This window comes from Amycolatopsis silviterrae (assembly GCF_042684085.1).
GTDB classification, from domain to species: Bacteria; Actinomycetota; Actinomycetes; order Mycobacteriales; family Pseudonocardiaceae; genus Amycolatopsis; species Amycolatopsis silviterrae.
Window position 1 is genome coordinate 57,336 of sequence record NZ_JBHUKS010000035.1, and the last position, 23,171, is coordinate 80,506.

The following is a 23,171-nucleotide window of genomic DNA, read 5'->3' on the forward strand; positions in this document are numbered from 1 at the left end:
GTGCACTTATTTTTGACTTGATCCGACATAAACCCGCGACTTAGCGTGGGGCCACGACGGAGCAGGGCGTGAGACCCCCAGCCACGTCTTCGCAGGTGAAAGGACAGGAATGGCGAAGCAGGACCCCCAGGGAAAGCCCCGGCGAGGCGTCGCCGTGCTCGGCGCGGGGATGATCGCCGCCGTGCACCGCCGGGCCGCGCTGCTGGCGGGCGCGGAGGTGACGGGGGTGCTGGCCTCGACCCCGGCGCGGTCCCGCGAAGCCGCGGAGCAGTGGCGCGTGCCCACCGGATACCGGGACCTCGACGAGGTGCTCGGCGACGACCGCGTCGACGTCGTCCACGTCTGCACTCCGAACGCCACCCACGCCGAGTACGCCGAAGCCGCGCTGCGGGCCGGAAAACACGTGATCTGCGAGAAGCCGCTGGGCGTTTCGGTCGAGCAGGCCGAGCGGATGGCCGGTCTCGCCGCGCGGAGCGGGCTGGTGGCCGCCGTGCCGTTCGTCTACCGCTACCACCCGATCGTCCGCGAACTGCGGGCGAGGCTGCGGGCAGGCGAACTGGGCGACCGGCTGCTGCTCGTGCACGGGAGCTACCTGCAGGACTGGATGCTCTCGCCGGACGTCTCGGGATGGCGCGTCTTCCCCGGCTCCGGCGGGCCGTCGCGGGCGTTCGCCGACATCGGCTCGCACTGGTGCGACCTCGTCGAGTGGATCACCGGCGACCCGTTCGCCGAGCTGACCGCCGCGACGTCGGTCGCCGTGCCCGACCGGCCGGACGCGGGCGGGGCCAGCTTCACCGGATCCGGTTCCGGTTCGGGGACCCGGGTCCCGGTGCGGACCGAGGACTCCGCGACGCTGCTGCTGCGCACCGAAACAGGAGTGCTCGCCTCGGCGACGATCTCCCAGGTGGCCGCCGGCCGGAAGAACCGGCTGTGGTTCGAACTCGACGGCTCCCTCGGCAGCGCGGTCTTCGACCAGGAACGGCCCGAGTCGATCTGGCTGGGCGGCCCGGACGAATCCCGGATCGTGGTGCGGGACAACGGAACCGGCTCTCCGGAGCAGCGCAGGCTGTCGCAGCTTCCCGCCGGGCACGCGCAGGGGTACGCCCAGTGCTTCGAAGCGTTCGTGGCCGACGCCTACGCGGCCATCGACGGCGAGGCGCCGGAAGGTCTGCCGAGCTTCGCGGACGGGCTGCGTTCGGCTCGGCTGGTCGACGCGGTGCTGCGCTCGGCCCGCGACGGATCGTGGACGAAGGTGGAACGATGAAACTCGGAATGCTGACCGCGTGCCTCCCCGGATGGGACCTCGAACGCATCGCGAAGTGGGCCGCGGGCGCGGGATACGAAGCGCTCGAAGTGGCTTGCTGGCCCTCGACCGGCGGCCGCGATTTCGAAGCCTCCCACCTGCCGGTCGCCGATTTCGGCGCGAAGCAGGCCGAGGAGACGCAGGCGATGATGGCGCGGCACGGCCTGGAGATCTCCGCACTGGCCTACTACGAGAACAATCTGCACCCGGATCCGGTGCGGCGCGCGGAGATCCACGCACATCTGCGGTCGTCGATCGACGCCGCGCAGGCGCTCGGCGTCGGGCTCGTCGGCACCTTCGTCGGACGGGACCCCGGCCGGTCGGTCCGGGAGAACCAGGCCGAAGCCGAGACCGTCTTCCCGGCGCTCGTCGAGTACGCGGGGGAGCGCGGGGTCCGGCTGATCGTCGAGAACTGCGTGATGGAGGGCTGGCATCCGGACGGCTACCCGGGCAATCTCGCCTACTCGCCCGAGCTGTGGGAGTGGATGTTCGGGCTCGGCCTCTACCTGAACTGGGACCCCTCGCACCTCACCTGGATCGGCATCGACCCGGTGGAGACCATCGCCCCGTACGCCGACCGCATCCTGCACGCCCAGGCCAAGGACGTCGAACTCGACCCGCGCGCCCGGCAGCGCTACGGCTTCTTCGGCACGACCGCCAAGACGGACCCGTGGGAAACCGGCTGGTGGCGCTATCGGATCCCCGGCCTCGGCCAGGTCGACTGGACGAAGGTCGTCGACCGGCTGCACGAGCACGGGTTCGAGGGCACGCTCTCGGTCGAGCACGAGGACCCGGTCTGGGGCGGCACTCCCGGGAAGGTCACGCGCGGCCTCGAAATCGCGCACCGGACGCTGCGGCCGCACGTGATCGAAGCCCCGGAGGAGGGAGCGTGACCGACGTGCTCATCGTCGGCGGCGGGCTCATGGGCGCCGCCGTCGCCCGCGAACTGCGCGATGCCGACCCCAGCGTCGGCATCGTGATCGCCGACGGCGGCCCGGTGATCGGCCCGACCCCTGGCCAGCACCTGCACGACGTCGCCGACGCCCGGCTCTGGGAGCGCTACAACCAGCGCGTCGCCTCCGGCATCCAGGGGTTCTACACCGGCGTCGCGCCGACCTCGGACGTCGGTTCCCTCGCCGACGTCGAGCCCGGCATGTACCACCTCACGTCGCTCGGCGAGGACGCCGCCGAGATGCCCGCCGCGTCGATCGCCTGGAACGCGGGCGGAATGGGCGTCCACTGGACGGCCGCCACCCCCGCGCCGTGGGGCGACGAGATACCGTCCTTTTTGGACTCCGCGGAATGGCGGAGCGACCTCGACCGGGCAGGCGAACTGCTGCGGGTCAACCGAAACCCCTTCCCGGACACCGAAGCCGGGACCGTGGTGACGGCGACGATCGAGAAGCTCTTCGCCGACGTCGATGCCCCCGGCCGCAGCGTCCAGCCGATGCCGATGGCGGCTCAGCGAGACGCCGCGGGCGTGCTTCGCCGCACCGGACCCAACGTGATCTTCCCGCCGATCGCCGACGCCGCAACGGATCCGCACTTCACCCTCTTGACCGAGACGCGCGCGATCCGGCTGATCCACGAAGGCGGCGAGGTGCGCGGTGCCGTGGTGCAAGACGTGCGGACCGGTGCCACGCGGGAGATCCGGGCAGCCGCCACCGTGGTCTGCGCCGACACCATGCGCAGCCCCCAGCTGCTGTTCGCCTCGGGGATCCGGCCGCCCGCGCTCGGCCGCTACCTCAACGAACACGCCTTCCTCACCGGACGCGTGCTCGCCGATCCGCAGCGGCTCGGGTTCGACCTGCCGGCGCTGCCCGCGCAAGCCGACGGCGAGATCATGATCGGGCACTACTGGCAGCCGCACAGCGGGGCCGCGCAGCCGTTCCAGGCCCAGATCGGCGTCCAGGCGTTCACCGCCGAGGACGGCACGCGGCTGGCCTGCCAGGTCGGGACGAGCCTCTACATCCCGACCGAGATCAAGGCGGACAACCGGCTGGAGTTCTCCGGCGAAGAGACCGACGCGATGGGCATGCCGCGCATCTCTGTCCGCTTTGGATGGTCTGACCGCGACCGCGAACTGATCGAGCAGGCCCGGCGCACCCAGCAGGCGCTCGGCGACGCGCTCGGCTCGTTCGACCCGGACACCGAATCGGCGCTGCTGGACCCGGGATGCTCGCTGCACTTCACCGGAACAGTCCGGATGGGGCCCGCCGACGACGGAACCAGCGTCTGCGACTCGGACTGCCGGGTGTGGGGCTTCGACAACCTTTTCGTGGCAGGCAACGGCGTCGTGCCCACCGCCCTGGTCTGCAACTCGACCTTGACCGGCATGACCACCGCCGTGCGCGCGGCCCGTGCCGTGCTGGCCACGCTCGGCTGAAGACAGGAGTTTCGATGACGCTCGACCGTTCCCAATTCGCCATCAACACCCTGCAGTGGACGGACCTGGCCAAAGGCTGGGAGTACGACGACCCGGCCTTCCTCGGCAAACAGCCGCGCGTGCTCCGCGAGGCCGCCGAATCCGGTTTTTCCGCGGTCATGATGGAAGTCCTCCCCACCCAGACCATCCGGGCCTACCGCGAGCTGCTCGCCGAGAACGGCCTGCGGGCGGCCCCCGGCTACCTGCAGGTCCCGCTGCCCGAATCGCACGGCGTGACGCTTGAGGAGGGTTCGGCCGCGGAGTTCCGCTGGTTCGACGGCGTGCGCCGCCGCGCCGACGAGACCCACGCGCTCGGCCTCGGCACGATCTTCCTTTCCGCCGAGATGGTCACCGGCGGCGGAATGCCCCGCTTCGACCAGGCGGCGGGCGTCGGCCACGCCTTCGACCGCGCGCGGCTGGAGCGCTACACCGACCTCCTCGGCCGGGCCGCGGAAATCCTGACCGCGGAAGGGATCCGGCCCGCGTTCCACAACCACGTCGGCTCGTGGGTCGAAACGCAGGCGGAGATCGAGCACGTGCTCGCCGCGATCCCGGAGTCCGTGCTCGGGGCGGGATTCGACCTCGGACACCTCTTCTGGGCGGGCGCGGACGTCGGCGGAATGCTGCGCGAGCACCGCGACCGGATCGCCGCCCTGCACATCAAGGACCTCGACGTCGACCGCGTCCGCCGCCTGCGAGCCGAACCCGGGCCCTACACCCGCTCGACCGACGACCTGTTCCTCGAACCGGGCCTCGGCGGCGTGCCGCTGCTCGAGTACCTCGGCGAGCTGCCCGGCGCGTTCGGCGGCTGGATCATCGTGGAGGTGGACCGGCCGTCGATGGAACCGCTGGCCAGCGGGCGGGCCAGCTGGAAGTGGGTGGAGAGCAACTTCCCGGCCGCCTGACGTCGGTGCGGCTCGCCTCGCTTGGGTTCCGTGCCAGGTCCGTGAGGGGAACCCTGAGGGAATCAGATTCCCGCAGGGAGGCCCTCACAGACCCGCCCACCCGCCCACCCGCCCATCCGGTCATGTGGGCAGCAATCGGGCATTTCGGTCATACTGACGTCCTTTGTGGACGGTCGGTAGGCGTGGGGTCACGCAGTTAACTTCCCGGCTGCCTGACGGCGATGCCGCTCGCGTCTCAGGTCAGCGCGAGCGGCAACGTCCGCCGCACCGCCGCAGCGTGCCCGCCGTGCAGCGGAACCACCGAAACCCCTTGCGGCACCGGCACTTCCGCCGCCCGCGCACCCACCCGGACGGTCAGCTCAAGCTTCTCCCGCCCACCCGGCGTCCGCCGCAAAGTCGCGGACGTCGCGGTGAACGCCGCCCCCGGCACCGCCACCCCCAACGTCCGCGAAAGACCCCGCGCAGACCGCGGCGAGTAGCACGTCTGCGTAAGCCCGCCCCACTTCCACGCGCGCCACGAGTCCCCGTCGGACTCCGGATCGCCGGTGGAAACGCCCAGCGCCACCCGGAGTTCGTTGGTCAGCTCGCCGGCCTCCAGCACGGTCGACGGATACCCGGCCTCCGCCAGCGCCACCATCAAGCTCAACGCCGCGCTCGCCGTGCTCCGCAACGCGCCAAGCTCGCCGCCGCCCCGGGCGAGGGCGGCGATCGGTGCGTCTTCCGGCCGGTAGCGCACCGCGAGCCAGCGCACCCGGTACACCCGCGAATCCCTTGGCACCGCCCAAGTCAGCAGCTGCACGGCGGCCAGCGGGATGTCCGTGCCCTGGAACGCTGTGCGGAGGATGGCCAGCAGTTCGTCCGTCGACGGCTCCCCGGCGCCAGGGGTGAGGCGGACGATCGCGCTCCAGTCGCCGTCGACCTCGGCGACGCCGAACCGGTTGCCCGCGCGGTCGACGTGCTGGCGGACCTTCACCGGGCCCGCGATGCGCAGCAGGGCGTCCGGACTGTCGCGGCGGCTGTCGTGCCGGCGCAGGCGATGCGCGAGCCACGTCCACGCCCACCCGGCGAAATGCCGTCCGGCGACCCGCACCGACGTCGTCACCACCAGCAGCCCGGCCAGCGCGGCGACGGTGATCCGCACCGGCTGGGCCACGCCGTGCACGGTGAACGCGAGCAGAATCGCCAGCGCGGCGATCTCCCACCCGGCCGCCTGCAGCGGACGGATCGGCAGCAGCCACGGCCACGGCGCGGTACCCGAGATCCCGGCGGTCCCGGGGGCGCGGGCATGAGCCGGGGCAGGCGGCGCGGACACGGACAACGCATTCCCCTCTTCCCCGGGCAGCGACCCGGCCCCGCGAACGCTAGCGTCCTCGCGCGGGCGCGTGGGCGTAAAAATTACCCTCGTGCGCGTTCCGGGCACTGTCTAGCCTGCGCGAGAAGCGGATGTGATCTCCAGGGGGCCGGAACAGCGTGTGGACGCAGCGGGACCAGATCCAGGCGTACCAGTTCCTGCGTCGCCGCCTCGTGTCCGCGCTCGTCGCCGCGGACGCCAACCATCCGGTGTCGCCCAGCCGCCGTCTCGTGCTCGGCACGGTGGTCGGCATCGGCGCGGCCCTGCTCGTGACCGCGGTGTTCGGGGTGATCGGCCTGGTCAGCCCCTCCGGCGGGAAGGACTGGCTGTCCGGCGGCAAGGTGATCGTGGAAGAGGGCAGCGGGGCGAGATTCGTGCTCGGCGCGGACGGCGCGGTGCACCCGGTCCTCAACTACGCGTCCGCGCGGCTGCTCGCCGGCGGCAGCGGCCATGACACGGTGACCGTTCCCGCGGACAAGCTCGGCACCGCGCCGCGCGGCACGCAGATCGGCATCGTCGGCGCGCCGGATTCGTTGCCCAGCACGCTGATCACCACCCCGTGGACCAGTTGCAGCCGCACCACCCAGGACGCGCCCGCTTCGGCCGAACCGCTCGTCGCCGTGCTGCTGGAGGCAGCCGCGTCCGGGGTCGAACTGCCGCGCGATTCGGGCGTGATCGTCCACGTCCCGCAGGGCAGCCGGTTCCTGATCGCGGGCGGCCACCGGTACCGGCTGAGCGACGAAGCCGCGGCGGCCCTGCAATTCGACAGCTACCCGACGATCACCGTGTCCGCGCGCTGGATCGACACCGTGCCCGCCGGCCGCGACCTCGGCGAGATCCCCGTCGACGGCGCCGGCAACCGCGGCCCGCGCGTCGGCACGCAGGACACGCGGGTCGGCCAGGTGCTGTCGGTTGTCGATCCGATGGCCGGCGCCGCCACTGCCTCGACTTACTACCTCGTCCGCCCCGACGGTCTCGAACCCGTCGGCCAGACCGAGGCCGCGCTGCTCGTCACGACCCCCGCGAACGAACCGGCATATTCCGGTCGGCCGGAACCAGCGCGGGTTCGCGCCGCGGATGTCGCGTCGGTGAAGAAGGTGAGCGAACCCCGCTCCGGCGGCGCGGATCCGGCGGCCTACCCGGACCGGATCCCCGGCAAAGCCCCGATCACCGGCAGCGCGGTGACCTTGTGCGCGCAGAACGGCCGCGTGACGGTCTCGGCTGACCTGCCGGTTCCGGCCGGCGCCCGCGCGCTGCCGGTGCAGAGCCGCACGGACGCCCGGGTCGCGGATGTCGTCTACGTCCCGCCTTCGCGCGGCGCGGTCGCGACCGACAGCGGCTCCGGCACCAGTTATCTCGTCACGGACACAGGACGAAAATATCCGGTGGCGAACGGGACGGCGCTCACGTCGCTGGGCTACGGTGCTGGGTCTGGGCATCCGGTCGCGGGCGGGCTTCTCGCGCTGATGCCGACCGGTCCCGCGCTGGATCCCGCCGTGGCCGGGCAGCCTGCGGGAACGGGGTGAGCGAGCCGGTGACCACGACAGCGCAGCGACCCGGCGAGGCAGGGGACACGGAGCCAGAAGTGCCGGAGACAGCGGTGCCGCCCATGCCGCCCGGCCGCGTCCCGGTGGCGGTGATCGAAGACCATCCGCTCTACCGCCGCTCGGTGGAACGCGTCCTCCTCGAAGCCCCGGACGTCGAACTGGGCGCGGTGGTCGATTCGGTCGCGCGCTTCCACGTCGCGCGCCAGCCGTCCGGCAGCGTCGTCCTCCTCGACCTCGGCCTGCCCGGCGTCGCGGGCGCGGCGGCGGTGCTCGAAGTGGCCGAGCTGGGCCACCACGTGCTGGTGGTGTCCGCGCAGGCCGAGCCGGAGACCGTGCTCGCCGCGATCGCCGCCGGGGCCAAGGGATTCCTGTCGAAGGACGTCGACGTCGACGAACTGCTGATCGCCATCCGCGCGGTCGCGGGCGGCGGCGCGTACGTGTCGGCCGTCGTCGCCGGAATGATCATCAAGGACAACACCGACCGCCCGGTCACGCGGCCGGAAATGGAGCTGTCGCCGCGCGAGGAACAGGTGCTGCGGCTCGTCGCGGCGGGGGAGCGGGACGTCGACATCGCGCGGATCCTCGGCATCGGCGTCCGCACCGTGCGCGGCTATCTCGACCGGATCCGCGACAAGACCGGCGAACGGCGGCGCCCCGGCCTGGTGAAGGAAGCGATCCGCCGCGGGCTGGTGGGGAAGGAAACAGTGACGTGAAAGCCGACGAGGGGCGGCGCCGGACGGGTCCCATCCAGGTCGGGGTGATCGAAGACCACCCGCTGTACCGGGACGCGGTCGCCAGGGTCCTGAACGAGGCCCCGGACATCGAACTGGGCGCGGTGGCCGACTCGGTGGCGCGGTTCGCGGTCCAGGACCAGCCGCCGGGCAGCGTGGTCGTGCTCGACCTGAAACTGCGCGGCGTCCAGGACGCGGCGGCAGTGCTCGAAGTGGGGCAGATGGGGCACAAGGTGCTCGTGGTGTCCGCACACGCGGAACAACCGGAGGTCCTGGGCGCGATGCAAGCCGGGGCCAAGGGCTTCCTGTCGAAAGACGTCGACGGGGACGAGCTGCTGCGCGCGATCCGCACGATCGCCGAGGACAACGCGTACGTCTCGCCGACCCTGGCCGGAATGATCATCCAGGACAGCGACGAACGCCATGCCGGACCGAAGATCGTGCTGTCGGAACGGGAGAAACAGGTCCTGCGCCTGGTCGCGGCGGGGGAGCGGGACGTGGACGTGGCGGAGATCCTGGACATCAGCGTCCGGACGGTGCGGTCTTATCTGGACCGGATCCGGGACAAGACGGGGGAACGGCGAAGGGCTGGGTTCGTCCGGGTGGCGATCCGGGAAGGGTTGCTGCGCTGAGGTTTCCCCTCACGGCTAGCGCCCCAATGCGGCATTGGGTGCATGTGACGCACCCAATGTGGCATTCGTTGCGTCAGACGCACCCAATGCCACATTGGGGCGCAACGGAACCCCGGGTCAGAGCCGCCGGTTCGCCAACGCCCCCGTAGCCGCCCGAGCCTCCCCCGCCACCTCCGGCTCCACATCCACCACCAGCATCTCCACCCCAGCCCCCGCCTGCGCCGCCACCCGGCCGAACCCATCCGCCACCAGCGAATACCCGATCCCCGTCGGCGCCTTCGGATTGACCTCCACCCCGGTCACCGCCGGATCAGCCTGCCCGCAAGCCGCCACCCAGCACCCGGAGTCCAGCGCCCGCGCCCGCACCAGCACCTCCCACTGCTCCCGCTTCCCGGCGCCCGCGCCCCACGAAGCCGGGACGACCACCACGTCCGCCCCGTCGTCGGCCAGTCGCCGGAACAGCTCCGGGAACCGCAGGTCATAGCAGGTAGCGACGCCGAACACGGTCCCCTCGGCCGAGAACGTCACCACCTCCGTCCCCGGCGCGACGGTGTCCGACTCGGCGAACCCGAACGCGTCGTACAGGTGGATCTTGTCGTACCCGAGGTGCTGCCCCAGCCCGGTGACCAGCAGCGTGTTCCGCACCCGCCCGTCGTCCGCGGGCGTGAACATCCCCGCGATCACCACGACGTCGTGCTCCGAGGCGATCGCCGCCACCGCCGACGCCCACGGGTCGTCCAAAGATTCAGCCACCGGGGCCAGCGGGCGGCCGAACCGGGCCATCGTCGCTTCCGGGAACACCACCGCGCGCGCTCCGGCGGCGGCCGCGGCTTCCACGCCGGAGCGAACCGTTTTCAGGTTTTCTTCCGGGTCGTCGCCCGAGTTGAGCTGGCACAACGCGATCCGGGGCACACGAGCCTCCCTGGTCCGGGGACAGCGGGTCTCCACCGAGTATCCCTGCCGGGAGCGCGCGGGCCACCTCGTACCCTGGTGTCCATGTTGAACCGCACCGACCTGCGCGGGCAGGTCCCCTCCGCTGCCGAACTGCGTGCCGCGCTTCCGCGCGCCGAGTACGACGTGGACGCGGCGCTCCATCACGTCCGGCCGGTGGTCGAGGCCGTGCGGGACCGCGGGGTCGAGGCGGTCCTCGAGTTCACCGAGCGGTTCGACAAGGTGCGCCCGGAAACGGTCCGGGTGCCCGCCGGCGAGCTGGCCAAGGCACTGTCCGAGCTGGACCCGCAGGTCCGCGCCGCGCTGGAGGAGTCCATCAAGCGCGCCCGGAAGGTGCACTCGGACCAGCGCCGCCAGGACGTCACGACGCAGGTCGTCCCCGGCGGCACGGTCACCGAGCGCTGGGTGCCGGTCGACCGCGTCGGCCTGTACGCGCCGGGCGGGCTGGCGGTGTACCCGTCGACCGTGGTGATGAACGTCGTCCCGGCGCAGCTGGCCGGCGTGCGCTCGCTGGTGGTGTGCTCGCCGCCGCAGGCCGCGTTCGGCGGGCGGCCGCACCCGACGATCCTGGCCGCGGCCGCGCTGCTCGGCGTGGACGAGGTCTGGGCGGTCGGCGGCGCGCAGGCGGTCGCGCTGGTCGCCTACGGCGGCGTCGACACCGACGGCGCCGAGCTGGCCCCGGTGGACATCGTGACCGGGCCGGGCAACATCTACCTCACCGCGGCCAAGCGCCTGGTCCGCGGCGTGATCGGCATCGACTCCGAGGCCGGCCCCACCGAGATCGCCATCCTCGCCGACGAGACGGCCGACCCGGTGCACGTCGCCGCCGACCTGATCAGCCAGGCCGAGCACGACCCGCTGGCCGCGAGCGTCCTCGTCACCACCTCCGCGGAGCTGGCCGACGCGGTCGACCGCGAACTCGTCACCCGCGTCGCGGCGACGAAGCACTCCGAGCGGGTCGGCGAAGCATTGGGCGGCAAGCAGTCCGGCATCATCCTGGTGTCCACAGTGGACGACGGACTGCGCGTGGTCGACGCGTACGCCGCCGAGCACCTGGAAATCCAGACCGCGAACGCCCGCGAGGTGGCCGCGCGGGTGCGCAACGCCGGCGCGGTGTTCGTCGGCGCGTACGCCCCGGTTTCGCTGGGCGACTACTGCGCGGGCTCGAACCACGTGCTGCCCACCGGCGGGTTCGCGCGGCACTCCTCGGGGCTGTCGGTGCAGAGCTTCCTGAAGGGGATCCACGTCGTGGACTACTCCGAGGACGCCCTGCGCGAGATCGCCCCGCGCGTCGTCGCGCTCGCGGACGCCGAAGACCTGCCCGCACACGGCGAAGCCGTCACCGCGCGTTTCGAAGGAGACGGCCGATGAACGAAGCGATCCCCGGCGGCGAGGTCACCCTCGCCGAACTCCCGCTGCGCGAGGACCTGCGGGGCCGGACCCCGTACGGCGCGCCGCAGCTGGACGTTCCGATCCGGCTCAACACCAACGAAAACCCGTACCCGCCGCCGCCCGAGCTGGTCGCCGACGTCGCCGAGGCCGTGCGCGCCGAAGCCGCCTCGCTGCACCGGTACCCGGACCGCGACGCGGTGGCGCTGCGCACCGATCTGGCGGACTACCTGACGGTGTCCACGCGCGTGGTGCTGTCCGAGTCCAACGTGTGGGCGGCGAACGGGTCGAACGAGATCCTGCAGCAGATCCTGCAGGCGTTCGGCGGTCCCGGGCGCACCGCGCTGGGTTTCGAGCCGTCGTACTCGATGCACCCGATCATCGCGACCGGCACGCGCACCGACTGGCTGCCGGTGCCGCGCCGCGCGGACTTCTCGCTCGACACCGAGCAGGCCGCCGAGGCGGTCGCCGAGCGGAAGCCGGACATCGTCTTCGTGACCAGCCCGAACAACCCCACCGGCGGGTCGATCCCGCTGGAACAGCTGCGCGGCGTGCTCGACGCGGCCCCCGGGATCGTCGTGGTGGACGAGGCGTACGCGGAGTTTTCCTCGCAGGCCAGCGCGATCGAGCTGATCGCGGAGTACCCGGCGAAGCTGATCGTGTCGCGCACGATGAGCAAGGCGTTCGCCTTCGCCGGCGGGCGGCTGGGCTACCTCGCCGCCGCACCGGCCATCGTGGACGCCCTGCAGCTCGTCCGCTTGCCGTACCACCTTTCCAAGATCACCCAGGCGGCCGCCCGCGCCGCCCTCCGGCACGCCGACGCCACCCTCGCGTCGGTGCACCGGCTCTCCGCCGAACGCGACCGCGTGGTGGAAGCCTTGCTGGGCCTCGGATTCACCCCGGTGCCGAGCGACGCCAACTTCGTCCTCTTCGGACAGTTCGGCGACGCGCCCGCCAGCTGGCAGTCCTATTTGGACCTCGGCGTGCTGATCCGGGACGTGGGCATCGAAGGCCACCTGCGGGTCACCATCGGCACCCCCGAGGAGAACGACGCTTTCCTCGAAGCGAGTAAGGAAGTCAAGCGATGAGCCGCGTCGGCAAAATCGAGCGCACCACCAAGGAATCGTCCATCCTGGTCCAGCTGGACCTCGACGGGACCGGGCAGGTGGAGATCGCCACCGGCGTGCCGTTCTACGACCACATGCTCACCGCGTTCGGCGTGCACGGCTCGCTGGACCTGAAGGTCGAAGCGACCGGCGACGTCCACATCGACGCGCACCACACCGTGGAGGACACCGCGATCGTGCTGGGCCAGGCGCTGCGCCAGGCCCTCGGCGACAAAAGCGGCATCCGCCGGTTCGGCGACGCGTGGATCCCGATGGACGAAACCCTCGCGCACGCCGCGATCGACGTCTCGGGCCGCCCGTACTGCGTGCACGTGGGCGAGCCGGAGCAGTACAACACCTTCACCATCGGCAACAACTACCCGTTCGTCCTCACCCGGCACGTGTTCGACTCGCTGGCGTTCCACGCGCAGATCGCGCTGCACGTCCGCGTGATCCACGGCCGCGACCCGCACCACATCGCGGAAGCGGAGTACAAGGCGGTCGCACGGGCGTTGCGGGCGGCGACGGAACCGGACCCGCGGGCGGGCGGGATTCCGTCCACGAAGGGCGTGCTTTAACGGTCGATCGGGCTCGCTCGGCGGGGACGTTCAGTTTTCGCCGAGCGGGCGGTCGCGGTGTGCGGGCAGGAGGAACGCGAGCGCGGCGACCAGCGCCATGAGCACGGCGATCGCCAGGAACACCCGCCCGTAGTCACTGGCGAGGGCTTCCGGGGCCGGGTTGTCCGGTGCGGCGGTGGTGACCAGCACGGCGAGGCCGAGTGCTCCGCCGACCTGTCTCGCGGTGTTCATGAGCCCGGAGGCGGCACCAGCCTCGGCCGGTGCCACGCCCGAGGTGACCGCGGCCGTGATCGGCGTGGTGAGCAGCCCGCCGCCGATCGCGAACACGACGGCGGGGCCCAGGATCCCGGCGAGATAACCGCTGTCGGGGGTCAGGCTGCTCTGCCAGGCGAATCCGGCCGCGGCGAGCAGCGCGCCCGTCGCGATCAGCACCCGCCCGTCGACGCGGCGCATCAGCCGCGGGGTCAGCCGCGCGCCCACGAGAATGGCCACCACGGTGTGCGGAAGGAACGCGAAACCGGTCTGCACCGGCGAATAGCGCAGCACGTGCTGCATGGACAAGGTGAGGAAGTACCACAACGGGTTCAGGCACGCGCCCGCCAGCAGCATCACGACGTTGCCGCCGGATATCGCGCGAATCCGGAAGAGGCGCAACGGAATCAGCGGAGTCGGCGCGAACCGGGCTTCGACAAGAATGAACAGCCCCAGCGCGGCCGCGCCGCCCGCGAGTCCGGCCACTGTGGACGGAGCGGCCCAGCCGGCGCTGCCCGCCTGAGAGATGCCGTAAGCCAGCGCCGCCAGCCCTGCCGTGGCCAGTACCGCGCCGGGAACATCGATCCGCTGCCGCCGCGTGCCTTCTCCGTCGCGGGCGACGAACCGGACGGCCAGCGCGATCGCGACCAGTCCGATCGGGACGTTGATCAGCAGCGTCGACCGCCACGACAGGTACTCGGTCAGCACACCGCTGAGCAGGTTCCCGGCCGTTCCGCCCGCGACCCCGACCGCCGTCCACGTGGCCAGCGCGCGCGTGCGCCCGGCGCCTTCGGGGAACGTCGTGGTGAGGATCGTCAGCGTCGCCGGAGCCAGCACCGCGGCGCCCAGCCCCTGTCCGGCGCGGGCCGCGACCAGCAACCCTGGCGAGCCCGCCAGGCCCCCGGCCAGGCTCGCCGCGACGAACACCGCCAGCCCGGCGACGAACACCCGCTTGCGGCCGAACAGATCCGCCAGCCGTCCGCCGAGCAGCAGCAGCCCGGCGAAGACCAGCGTGTAGGCGTTGACCACCCACTGCTGTCCCGCCGCGCCGAACCCCAGCGCCCGCTGGATCGAGGGCAGCGCGACGTTCACCACCGAAATGTCCAGCACCACCATGAACTGCGCCGCGCACGCCACCCACAACACGACCCGCGCCGCCGCGCCGCCCTGCCTGCCCATCGACCGTCCCCCTTGTTGATACGCATGTATCAGATACAGTCGTATCACAAAATGCTCCCGGGAAGGACCACGTCGTGCCGCGAACCGTCGACCACGCCGAGCGCCGCGCGCAGCTCGCCGACGCGCTCGTCCGCGTCGCGGCCCGCGACGGCCTGCACGCGGTCACCATGCGCGCGGTCGCCGACGAAGCCGGCGTGTCCCTGCGCCTGGTGCAGTACTACTTCGAGACCAAAGCGCAGCTCATGCTCGGCGCGCTGCGCCACCTCGAAACCCAGAGCCGCCGACGCTGGGCCGACCGTCTCGCCGCATTGCCCGACCCCGTGCCGCCCCGCGCGTTCGTCGAAGCGTTCCTGGCCGAGGCGCTGCCCGCTGATGACCAAAGCCGGGTCTTCCACCTGGTCGGCACCTCGTATGCCGCGCTGGCCATGACCGACCCCGATCTCGCCGCCGAACCGTTCACCCTCGGCGTCGACGACCTGGACCGCCAGCTCGCCGACGCCCTTGCCCGCGCCCAAACCGAAAAACAATTGGCTCCCGGGCTCGACCCCGTCCTCGAAGCAGCCCGGCTGACCAGCCTCAGCCACGGCCTCGGCACCAGCGTCCTGCTAGGGCAACGGACGGTACGAGCGGCGACCGAGGTCGTGAACTACCACCTAGACCGCCTGTTTCGCTGAGCCCCAACCGTTCACACGCGGAACACCGTGCGCGGCGCGGCATAAGCCACCGGCCCCGGAAAGTGTTCCGCGGCAAGGCGAACCGCGTCGCGTGCCGTGACCGTATGGCCGAGATGCGTCAGCACCAGCCGCGCCGCTCCAGCCGCCGCCCGGCCCGCTTCCGCCGGAGTCAGATGCTCCGCGGACGGCTCGACGCTGTCCGCCTCGCACAAGAACAAATCCGTCCCCGCTGCCAATGCGGAGAGCGCGTCGCACGGCCCGGTGTCCCCGGAATACGCGAAAGTCCGCTCCCCGTCAGTGATCCGCACTCCGAACGCCGGAAAACCGTGCGACACAGCCACCGTTTCCAGCCGCAGACCGCCGACCCGGGTCCGATGTCCGTCGTGCAATTCCCGGACCGCGAAGGCCTCCTCGATCGGCGCGCGGCCGGTGTTGCTGAGGAACGCCGAGATCCGCGCCGCCGTCCCGGGCGGGCCATACAGCGGGATCGGCCGCCGCAGTCGCAAGTCCGCGAACAACAGCGCGTACACCGCCGGTAACAGATCCGCGACGTGGTCCGCGTGCAGATGCGAGATCCAGATCGCATCCAGCTCCGCGGGCGAGACGTGCTCCTGCAGCGCGGCGAGCGTGCCCGGCCCGGCGTCGAGCCAGATCGCGGCGCCCTCGTGGCGCACCAGGTACCCGGAGCACGGCGCGTCCGGGCGCGGGTACGGCGTCGCGCTGCCCAGTACCGTCACGGTGAAGGCCATGTGGCACGCTAACCCCTGTGAGCAAAGAGCTGATCGCGGTCCTGCTGCTGGCCCTCGGCGGCTTCCTGGGCGGCGGGGTCTACTCGCTGTGGAAGACCGCGAAGTTCTTCGCTGTGGTGCTGGGCATCGCGGCGGTGCTGGCGGTCGGCGGGGCCATCGCCTGGCTCGTCAGCTGACAACTCCCCCGGGCGAGCCGAGCGCGGCGGACACCGCCAGGCGTGGCTTGCAACTCCCATCGGCAGCACCACCCGGCTCGCCAGCCAAGCCGCGTCGCAGGCTGAGCTGGGCGCGGCGCGGACACCGGCCTGAGCTTGTTGCTGCGGTGTTGTTCGAGGGCGAGGTCTCGTTTGGCGGTTGTGCCGGCCTCGTGGCGGGTTGTGGGGTAGCGGCTGGTTGTGCCGGGTGGGCGTCCGGGCCGATGCCGGGGCTTGCTAATCCGGCCGAAAGCAGGCCGGCCCCCGCCTGGCACGTAACCGTTGCCGCGAAGCCATGAGGCCGTGACTGTGGTCGGATTAGCAGCGATCGGCACAGTGAGACGACGTTGCGGATGCGGTTGAGGCGGCGTTTGCCCGGCCTGAAGCAGGCTGGGCCGGAATGGCTCTTGCCGAGGCCGGTGCGGGCCGCGAGGAACGGGTTTGCCGTCCGTGAAAGGCCCCTTCACGGACCTGGATTCCCATGCCAGGGACTCAAGCCGGCGGCCTCGGCCCACTGACCGTCCACAAAGGACATCCACGTCAGTGAAATGCCTGTTTCTTCAAGTCTGTGAGGGGCGCCCTGAGGGAATCTGATTCCCTCAGGGTGCCCCTCACAGACGGCAAACCCCGCCCATTGACTTGCTGCTCGCCATGGGGGTGCGGGTTATGCGCGAGCCTCCTTGAGAAGGCTGAGGAGGGTGTCGGCGGCGGGTCCGGAGGAAGCGGGGTTCTGGCCGGTGACGAGCAGGCCGTCGGTGATGACGTAGGGCTGCCAGTCGCCGATCTTGGAGTAGTCGGCGCCGAGCCGCTTCAGTTCGTCCTCGACGAGAAAGGGGACGATGTCGGTCAGTCCGACGGCGGCCTCTTCTCCGTTGGTGAAGCCGGTGACCTTCCGGCCCCGGACGAAGGGCGTGCCGTCGGGGTTGGTGGCGTGGCGCAGGGTGCCGGGTGCGTGGCAGACCAGCGCGATGGGCTTGCCCGCGCGCACGACGGTCTCGATGAGCCGGACGGAGGCGGGGTCTTCGGCCAGGTCCCACAGGGGGCCGTGGCCGCCGGGGTAGAAAACGGTGTCGAAGTCGCCCGCGGAGACGGAGTCGAGCCGGACGGTGTCGCCGAGGGCGGCCATGGCCTCGGGGTCGGCCTCGAAGCGGTGGGTCTCGTCGGTCTGGAAGGCGGGTTCGTTGCTCTTCGGGTCCAGGGGCGGCCTGCCGCCCTTGGGGGAGGCGAGGACGACTTCGGCGCCGGCGTCCTTGAAGCGGTAGTAGGGGGCGGCGAGTTCCTCCAGCCAGAAGCCGGTCTTGCGGCCGGTGGCGCCGAGTTCGTCGTGCGAGGTGAGAACGATCAGGATCTTCATGGCGTGACTCCTCGTTAGTAGACCGGTCGTCTCCGCTTGTGCGCGATGACCGGCCGGGTTTTCGTGGTCGGGTTCTACAGGTGCAGGAGCTGGCGGGTGGCCGCCGTCGTGGTGTCCAGCGGGCTGATGCTGCGGTGGATCTTCGCCATGACGCTCGCTCCGAGCCACATGTCGTACAGGACCCGCGCGGTCTCGCGAGGGGTGCTGTCGACGGCGATCGATCCGTCCTTCAGGCCTGCTGTGATCGTCCGTTCCAGGCGGTCGACGATCGCGGTGGTGCCCTCCTTCAGGGCGAGCCGCATCGACTCCGACAGGTCGGCGACCTCCGCGCCGAGCTTGACGGCGAGGCACTTGCCCTGGCATTCGTCGACGCTCTGCGTCTCGCGCCAGTTCCGCCAGTAGTTCATCAGCCGTTCCGCCGCGGTCAGGCCCGGCTCGGCCAGGACACGGTCCATGTCCGCCAGGTAGTCGGTGAAGTAGGACCGCATCATGGCCTCGCCGAAGGCGTCCTTGGAGCCGAAGAAGTGATAGAACGACCCCTTCGGCACTCCGGCCGCGGAGAGGACTTCGTTGATGCCCACCGCGGCGAATCCTTTGCGGGACATGATCCGCTGGGCGGCGTCGAGAATGGTGCGGCGGGTGTCGCCCTGAACGGCTGGCATGCGCCCACCTTACCGCCCATTAGACCAGTCGTCTATTTGACTCCGCGCGTCAGCGGCCGAGGAAGTCCAGGAGGATTTCGTTGACCTCGGCGGTGTGGGTGGTGAGCAGCCCGTGCGGTGCGCCGTCGATCTCGACGTACTCGGCGGCGGGCAGCGCTTTGGCGAAGCGGCGTCCGGTGGCGTCGACGGGCAGGGTGCGGTCGCCCGTGCCGTGCACGATCAAGGTGGGGACGTCGATCCGGGGGATGTCGGCCCGGAAGTCGGTGGGCCAGGTCAGCGGTGCGGCGGCCGAGGCGATCGAGCCCGCGCCCGCGGCCACGTTCCAGGCGTTGTGCACGGCCTCCTCGCTCACCCTGGTGCCCAGGTTCTCGTCGAGGTTGAAGAAGTCGGCGTAGAAGCCGGTGAAGAAGGCGTAGCGGTCCTTCTTGACCGTCTCGGAGATGCCTTCGAAGAAGGAAAGCGGGGCGGCGCCGTCGGGATTGTCGTCGGTGATCGCCAGATACGGTTCCAGCGACGCGAGGAACACGGCCTTGGCGACCCGGCCGGAGCCGTAGACGGATAGGTAGCGGGCGACCTCGCCGGTGCCCATCGAGAAGCCGGCCAAGACCGCGTCGTGCAGGTCGAGGGTCTCCATGACGGTGTTCAGGTCGGCGGCGAACGTGTCGTAGTCGTAACCGGTGGAGGGCTGGCTGGACTTGCCGAAGCCGCGCCGGTCGTAGGTGACGACCCGGTGGCCCGCCGCCAGCAGGGCGGAGGTCTGCCCCTCCCAGGAGTTGCCGTCCGGCGGGTAGCCGTGGATCAGGACGACCGGCTGCCCGGTTCCCTTGTCCTCGTAGTGCAGTTCGATGTCGGTGCTGTTCTCCGTGCCGACCTTGATGCGCCCCATGATGCCTTTCCCTTTCCGGGAGTTCGGTGCCTGACGTGCTCCGGTGCCAGAACTATACGACCGGTCTACTCGGAACCGCAACCCCCGCTTTCGCGCACGCCTGGCGGCTACGCTCTATGAGACTACTAGTCATACCAGGAGGGGGAGTCATGCGGCTTCGCTCGCGTCGATATCGCTGGATTATCACGCGAAGCAGTCGCCTTCTGTCGAACTATTAGTTCAACATTTCGATAACTCCCTGTACGCGGATGGCATGCCTGCCGCATATGCTTCGCCCATGGAGGACAACAGCGCCCCGCCCCGGACAGGGGCCGACGACGGCGACACAGCCACCGGGCACGAGGCGCGTGAGCCGGATCAGGCCGCCGAGGAGCTGACCGCTACCGCGTACGCCGTCCTCGGAGTCCTCTCCCTCAACGGTGAGCTGCTCTCGGCGGGCGAGATCAAGCAACGGACGGCCTTCGCCCTGCGCTTCTTCTATTCGGCACCGGCCGTCAGCCACATCCGCCGCGAACTGGGGCGGCTGCTGGCCCTTGGCCTGGTCCAGGACAGCGAGGTGTCGCTGGGCGGATCGCGCCGTGCTCAGGTGTTTCGCATCACCCCGCCGGGCGAGAGTGCGCTGCGGCTCTGGGTCGTCGACGGGGACGACGACACTTTGACGGTCAAGGACCTCGTGCTGCTCCGGGTCTTCCTCGGCCGCGGGGCGCCGCTGCCGAAGCTGCTCGCTCTCGTCGACGCCCGCCTGCGACGGGTGGACGAGGACATCCGCGATGTCGTGCGGGGGCACCGCAGCGCCGCGGAGACGGGGTCGATTCCGCCCGCGGACCGCAGGCACGCCATGGCCGTGTCGCAGTACACCTTGCGCGCCCTGTACTTCGAGCAAGGCAATCTCCGCCAGCTCCGCGACACCCTCGTCAGCTTCGACGACGAGGAATTCCAGCGGGACACCAGGTGGCCGCGCGGGGAACTTCCCTTCCGCCTCGCGGACCTCGCCCAGGATCCCGGACACCACTAGAACTCGCTCGCACCGGCTGCCCGCCGGATGCGGAAGGAGCTTCGGCCATGCCCACTCTGTTCTCGCGCATCATCGCCGGCGAACTGCCCGGACGCTTTGTCTGGCAGGACCCGGAAGTCACCGCGTTCCTCACCAACGCGCCCTTGCGGCCCGGCCACACCCTGGTCGTCCCCCGGCGCGAGATCGACCAGTGGACGGACGCCGGCGGCGCGCTTCTGGGGCGGTGCACGGAGGTCGCCCAAGCGGTCGGGCGAGGGGTGCGGCGGGCTTGGGACGCTCCGCGAGCGGGCCTCGTCATCGCGGGCTTCGAGGTGCCGCACCTGCACATCCACGTCGCTCCCGTCTGGGACATGTCCGACTTCGATTTCAGCAAAGCCAAGCCGGAGGAGGACCAGTCCGCTCTCGACGACGCCGCCGAGAAGCTGCGTTCCGCCTTGCTCGAACTCGGTTACGAACAGGCCAGGGACACCGCCCGCCGCTGATACGCCCCGCTGATACGCCAAGGAGACGCTGAGCATGAGCGACCACCCCGGACGCGCCGACCGCCTGGACGACGGCGCCGCGTTCGATTACATCGTGTGCGGCGCCGGTCCGTCCGGTTCCGTTGTCGCGGGCAGGCTCGCGGCCGATCCGGCCGTCACGGTACTGCTCGTCGAGAGCGGCGGCGACGACGATGACGAGCGGGTGCGCGACCCCGACTTGTGGCCCGCCAACCTCGGAAGCGAGCGGACCTGGGACCACGTCACGGAGCCGAACCGGCATCTGAACGGACGCCGGCTCGCGTACGCCACCGGTCGCGGGCTGGGCGGGGGAAGTGCCGTCAACGCCGGTGTGTGGGCCCGTGGCCACCGGAGCGACTGGGACTCCTACGCCGAGGCCGCCGGCGATTCCGCCTGGGGCTACGCACATGTACTGGAGCTTTACCGCGGCATCGAGGACTGGCAGGGCGCCCCCGACCCCGAGCGCCGGGGAACCGGCGGGCCGATGCGGATCCGGCCGGCGCAGGACGTGCATCCGCTCTTCACCGCCTTCCTCGACGGTGCCGAGGCTTCCGGAATCTCCCGGTTCGACAGCGCCAACGGCGTGCTGATGGAGGCGAACTCCGGTTGTGCCGTGCGGGACGAGAACATCCACGACGGGGTGCGGCAGACGCCCTTCCTCCGCTACGTCGCCTGCCGGGCGGGGCAGCCGAACCTCACGGTGCTCCCGCACACGACGGTCGCCCGCGTCCTGCTCTCCGCGGGCCGGGCCCGCGGCGTCGAGCTCGTGCGCGACGGCAAGCCGCTGCGCGCTCACGCCTCGCGGGAGGTGGTGCTGTCGCTGGGCGCGCTCAGCACTCCGGCCGTGCTCATGCGGTCCGGGATCGGGGACGAGGGCGAACTGCGGAACCTGGGCGTCCCGGTGGTCCAGCATCTGCCCGGCGTCGGCCGCGACCTCGACGACCACATCCGCCTGCCCTGCCTGTGGGAGGCGGCGGACGTGCCGCTGCCGGTGCCCACCCGCAGCCAGGCCGTTTGTTTCTGGGAAGACGAACTCCGGCCGGGCGCGCCGGAGTTCGTCATGTACGTCTCGCCGGCGCCGTCCGTCTCCCCGGAGAGCGCGGCGCAGTACCCGCCGCCGGAGCGGTGTTTCACCCTGATGCCCGCGATGCGCCTGCGCGCCGGCAGCCGCGGCCGGGTCCGCCTCGCGAACATCGACCCGATGGCCCGACCGCGCATCGAGACGAACTTCCTCGCCGACCCCGGCGACGTGCGCTCCGCCCTGTCCGCAGTAGCCATGGCCCGGGAGATCGGCAACTCCGCGGCGCTCGCCCCGTTCGTCGAGCGGGAGGTGTCCCCGGCGTCCGCGGTGCCGGACACCGTGGAGATGTTCGTGCGGAACGCGGTGGAAACCTACTGGCACCAGAGCGGTACGTCCCGGATGGGACAGGACGAGGGAGCTGTGGTGGACGGGCGGCTCAAGGTGTACGGCATCGAGGGCCTCCGCGTCGCCGACGCCTCGGTGCTGCCCCATGTGACGGTCGCCAACACCATGGCGCCTGCCATGGCGGTCGGCGAGCGGGCAGCCGAGATTCTCGCGGCCGAGCAGGGCTGAGGCGGAGGGCCGGTCTCCGGGGCAGGGTGCTCAGGCGGCGTCGGAGGCGACTTGTCCTGCCAGGCTGCGACGGCACCGGCAGCGTTGCGGCGCAAGCCCGGGGAGCACACGACTGACACCGCGGGGTGGCTCCGTGCCGGGTCGTCCAGCGCCGATGCCAGGAATTCGGGTCTGTGACGAGGGCGTGCTTCTGACGCTTCCCCCGGCTCGGCTGGCCGCGCAGCGGCAGAACCGCTCGCGGAACCCGGACAGCTCCCCGAACGCATCGGCGCGGCCGGTGTCGCGCACGCCGGTCAACCGAAGCCCTTGGTTGTGCTCTTCCTTCTGTCGCAAGAAGAATGCTCAACCAAGGGCTTCACCCAGGACCGAACGGGGCCACCCGCCGACACCGCCCGGTCACTCGACAAGCCAAGAAAAGCCAGCTTCCGGCGGCGGTATCGGCTTGGCGATCGCCCGGCTCGTCAGCCAAGCCGTACCCCGGCTGAGCCAGGCACACCCGACACCGGCCTACGAAGACACAGCTTCCATCGGCTGGTAAATGCACTCGGCGATCGTGGAGTGCTTCTTCCACCCCAAAGTCTCGTACAGCGCCCGCCCAGCATCCGTAGCCCCGAGAACGCCCAACACCGCCCCGCTTTCCACCGCATGGTCGGCAAGCGCCCGCATCACGAAACCGCCCAGGCCGCGCCGTCGATGGGCCTCCTCGGTCACCACCCGGTCGACGATCACCGCGTCCCCGACCGTCGCCATCTGCCCCTTCGCTGCCTGCTCGCCCGCTGCGTCCAGCACCCGCAGGAACGTGACGGCCCCGCTGGTCTCCACCGTCGCCGTATACCCCTCCGGCGCGACCGGGTTCGTCGCCAGCAGGTCCGTCGCCATCAGATGTCCGGTGTGGTCCCACGCGACCACCCAGCCGTCCGAAAGCCACGGCTCGACGGTCTCCGGTTCAGCGGGAGCCTTCAGCCACGTCCGAGGTTCGCTGACCGCGGCGGCAGCGGCGCGGACCAGCGGCTCCTCGGCTTCCGGCAGGACGTGCCTCCCCGACTCGGCGGGGTTGTCCGGGACCTCGACGTAAAGCCCCCACGGCTTCTCGACGGGCGCCGGCGTCCGCCGCGACAACGCCCATCCCGCCACCCAGGTCCGTACCGTCTCTTCGATCATGAAACGAAGGGTACGAACCACCACCGACAAAAA

The 23,171-nt window shown here is 71.0% G+C and carries 23 protein-coding genes; 15 read left to right on the forward strand and 8 right to left on the reverse strand.

Annotation, left to right across the window (positions count from 1 at the left end):
* Positions 1-109: 109 nt before the first annotated feature.
* From ACFSVL_RS41045 to ACFSVL_RS41060, 4 genes are read left to right on the forward strand one after another with little or no spacing between them, the layout of a single operon-like run.
* Positions 110-1,264 (forward strand): Gfo/Idh/MocA family protein, encoded by a 1,155-nt coding sequence (locus ACFSVL_RS41045; protein ID WP_378312650.1) that lies wholly within the window; start codon positions 110-112, stop codon positions 1,262-1,264.
* A complete protein-coding gene (locus tag ACFSVL_RS41050; protein WP_378312652.1) occupies positions 1,261-2,196 on the forward strand; it encodes a sugar phosphate isomerase/epimerase family protein in 936 nt (311 codons plus the stop codon). The genes ACFSVL_RS41045 and ACFSVL_RS41050 overlap by 4 nt, the downstream gene beginning before the upstream one ends.
* The gene (locus tag ACFSVL_RS41055) at positions 2,193-3,689 is read left to right on the forward strand and encodes a GMC oxidoreductase (RefSeq protein ID WP_378312654.1); all 1,497 of its coding nucleotides are present in this window, start codon (positions 2,193-2,195) and stop codon (positions 3,687-3,689) included. The genes ACFSVL_RS41050 and ACFSVL_RS41055 overlap by 4 nt, the downstream gene beginning before the upstream one ends.
* A 14-nt stretch (positions 3,690-3,703) precedes the next feature.
* Positions 3,704-4,633 carry a sugar phosphate isomerase/epimerase family protein gene (locus tag ACFSVL_RS41060; RefSeq protein ID WP_378312656.1) on the forward strand — a complete coding sequence of 310 codons (930 nt, stop codon included), beginning with the start codon at positions 3,704-3,706 and terminating at the stop codon, positions 4,631-4,633.
* A 235-nt stretch (positions 4,634-4,868) separates the two neighbouring features.
* Here the strand turns inward: ACFSVL_RS41060 and ACFSVL_RS41065 are convergent, their stop codons facing one another.
* A complete protein-coding gene (locus ACFSVL_RS41065) occupies positions 4,869-5,951 on the reverse strand; it encodes a type VII secretion protein EccE (RefSeq protein ID WP_378312658.1) in 1,083 nt (360 codons plus the stop codon).
* Between the two features lie 152 nt (positions 5,952-6,103).
* On the opposite strand from ACFSVL_RS41065, the gene eccB reads away from it, so the two are divergent.
* From eccB to ACFSVL_RS41080, 3 genes are all read left to right on the forward strand, one after another.
* Positions 6,104-7,510, forward strand: coding sequence for a type VII secretion protein EccB (eccB, locus tag ACFSVL_RS41070; protein ID WP_378312660.1), 1,407 nt, complete (start codon positions 6,104-6,106; stop codon positions 7,508-7,510).
* Positions 7,511-7,593: 83 nt separating this feature from the next.
* Entirely contained in the window at positions 7,594-8,244 is a 651-nt protein-coding gene (locus tag ACFSVL_RS41075) for a response regulator (RefSeq protein WP_378313191.1), read from the forward strand.
* Positions 8,241-8,894, forward strand: coding sequence for a response regulator (locus ACFSVL_RS41080; protein WP_378312662.1), 654 nt, complete (start codon positions 8,241-8,243; stop codon positions 8,892-8,894). The genes ACFSVL_RS41075 and ACFSVL_RS41080 overlap by 4 nt, the downstream gene beginning before the upstream one ends.
* A gap of 117 nt (positions 8,895-9,011) precedes the next feature.
* On the opposite strand, the gene ACFSVL_RS41085 is transcribed toward ACFSVL_RS41080, so the two are convergent.
* On the reverse strand, positions 9,012-9,806 hold the full coding sequence (locus tag ACFSVL_RS41085; RefSeq protein ID WP_378312664.1) for a carbon-nitrogen hydrolase family protein: 795 nt from the start codon (positions 9,804-9,806) through the stop codon (positions 9,012-9,014).
* Positions 9,807-9,890: 84 nt separating this feature from the next.
* Between ACFSVL_RS41085 and hisD the strand changes: the two genes are divergently transcribed.
* From hisD to hisB, 3 genes are read left to right on the forward strand one after another with little or no spacing between them, the layout of a single operon-like run.
* Positions 9,891-11,216 carry a histidinol dehydrogenase gene (gene hisD, locus ACFSVL_RS41090; protein WP_378312666.1) on the forward strand — a complete coding sequence of 442 codons (1,326 nt, stop codon included), beginning with the start codon at positions 9,891-9,893 and terminating at the stop codon, positions 11,214-11,216.
* Positions 11,213-12,322, forward strand: coding sequence for a histidinol-phosphate transaminase (locus ACFSVL_RS41095; protein WP_378312668.1), 1,110 nt, complete (start codon positions 11,213-11,215; stop codon positions 12,320-12,322). Before hisD ends, ACFSVL_RS41095 begins: the two co-directional genes overlap by 4 nt.
* Positions 12,319-12,918, forward strand: coding sequence for an imidazoleglycerol-phosphate dehydratase HisB (hisB, locus tag ACFSVL_RS41100; RefSeq protein ID WP_378312670.1), 600 nt, complete (start codon positions 12,319-12,321; stop codon positions 12,916-12,918). The genes ACFSVL_RS41095 and hisB overlap by 4 nt, the downstream gene beginning before the upstream one ends.
* Before the next feature lie 30 nt (positions 12,919-12,948).
* Here the strand turns inward: hisB and ACFSVL_RS41105 are convergent, their stop codons facing one another.
* Positions 12,949-14,349: an MFS transporter gene (locus ACFSVL_RS41105; protein WP_378312672.1), complete on the reverse strand. Its 1,401-nt coding sequence runs from the start codon at positions 14,347-14,349 to the stop codon at positions 12,949-12,951.
* 74 nt (positions 14,350-14,423) lie between these two features.
* Between ACFSVL_RS41105 and ACFSVL_RS41110 the strand changes: the two genes are divergently transcribed.
* Entirely contained in the window at positions 14,424-15,023 is a 600-nt protein-coding gene (locus tag ACFSVL_RS41110; protein WP_378312674.1) for a TetR/AcrR family transcriptional regulator, read from the forward strand.
* Between the two features lie 11 nt (positions 15,024-15,034).
* On the opposite strand, the gene ACFSVL_RS41115 is transcribed toward ACFSVL_RS41110, so the two are convergent.
* The gene (locus ACFSVL_RS41115) at positions 15,035-15,772 is read right to left on the reverse strand and encodes an MBL fold metallo-hydrolase (RefSeq protein ID WP_378312676.1); all 738 of its coding nucleotides are present in this window, start codon (positions 15,770-15,772) and stop codon (positions 15,035-15,037) included.
* A gap of 17 nt (positions 15,773-15,789) precedes the next feature.
* Between ACFSVL_RS41115 and ACFSVL_RS41120 the strand changes: the two genes are divergently transcribed.
* Positions 15,790-15,948 carry a hypothetical protein gene (locus ACFSVL_RS41120; RefSeq protein ID WP_378312677.1) on the forward strand — a complete coding sequence of 53 codons (159 nt, stop codon included), beginning with the start codon at positions 15,790-15,792 and terminating at the stop codon, positions 15,946-15,948.
* A gap of 682 nt (positions 15,949-16,630) precedes the next feature.
* Here the strand turns inward: ACFSVL_RS41120 and ACFSVL_RS41125 are convergent.
* The 3 genes from ACFSVL_RS41125 to ACFSVL_RS41135 form a co-directional block, all read right to left on the reverse strand.
* On the reverse strand, positions 16,631-17,320 hold the full coding sequence (locus tag ACFSVL_RS41125) for a type 1 glutamine amidotransferase domain-containing protein (RefSeq protein WP_378312679.1): 690 nt from the start codon (positions 17,318-17,320) through the stop codon (positions 16,631-16,633).
* Between the two features lie 74 nt (positions 17,321-17,394).
* Positions 17,395-17,982 carry a TetR/AcrR family transcriptional regulator gene (locus ACFSVL_RS41130; protein ID WP_378312681.1) on the reverse strand — a complete coding sequence of 196 codons (588 nt, stop codon included), beginning with the start codon at positions 17,980-17,982 and terminating at the stop codon, positions 17,395-17,397.
* Positions 17,983-18,031: 49 nt separating this feature from the next.
* Complete coding sequence (locus tag ACFSVL_RS41135; protein WP_378312683.1) at positions 18,032-18,868, reverse strand: alpha/beta fold hydrolase; 837 nt, start codon at positions 18,866-18,868, stop codon at positions 18,032-18,034.
* A 277-nt stretch (positions 18,869-19,145) separates the two neighbouring features.
* Between ACFSVL_RS41135 and ACFSVL_RS41140 the strand changes: the two genes are divergently transcribed.
* The 3 genes from ACFSVL_RS41140 to ACFSVL_RS41150 are packed head-to-tail and all read left to right on the forward strand — an operon-like array spanning position 19,146 to position 21,977.
* On the forward strand, positions 19,146-19,883 hold the full coding sequence (locus ACFSVL_RS41140; protein WP_378312685.1) for a hypothetical protein: 738 nt from the start codon (positions 19,146-19,148) through the stop codon (positions 19,881-19,883).
* Between the two features lie 47 nt (positions 19,884-19,930).
* Positions 19,931-20,365: an HIT family protein gene (locus tag ACFSVL_RS41145; RefSeq protein ID WP_378312687.1), complete on the forward strand. Its 435-nt coding sequence runs from the start codon at positions 19,931-19,933 to the stop codon at positions 20,363-20,365.
* A 34-nt stretch (positions 20,366-20,399) separates the two neighbouring features.
* On the forward strand, positions 20,400-21,977 hold the full coding sequence (locus tag ACFSVL_RS41150) for a GMC family oxidoreductase (protein ID WP_378312689.1): 1,578 nt from the start codon (positions 20,400-20,402) through the stop codon (positions 21,975-21,977).
* Positions 21,978-22,484: 507 nt separating this feature from the next.
* Here ACFSVL_RS41150 and ACFSVL_RS41155 read toward each other — a convergent pair.
* Positions 22,485-23,138, reverse strand: coding sequence for a GNAT family N-acetyltransferase (locus ACFSVL_RS41155; RefSeq protein WP_378312691.1), 654 nt, complete (start codon positions 23,136-23,138; stop codon positions 22,485-22,487).
* Between the last annotated feature and the right edge of the window lie 33 nt (positions 23,139-23,171).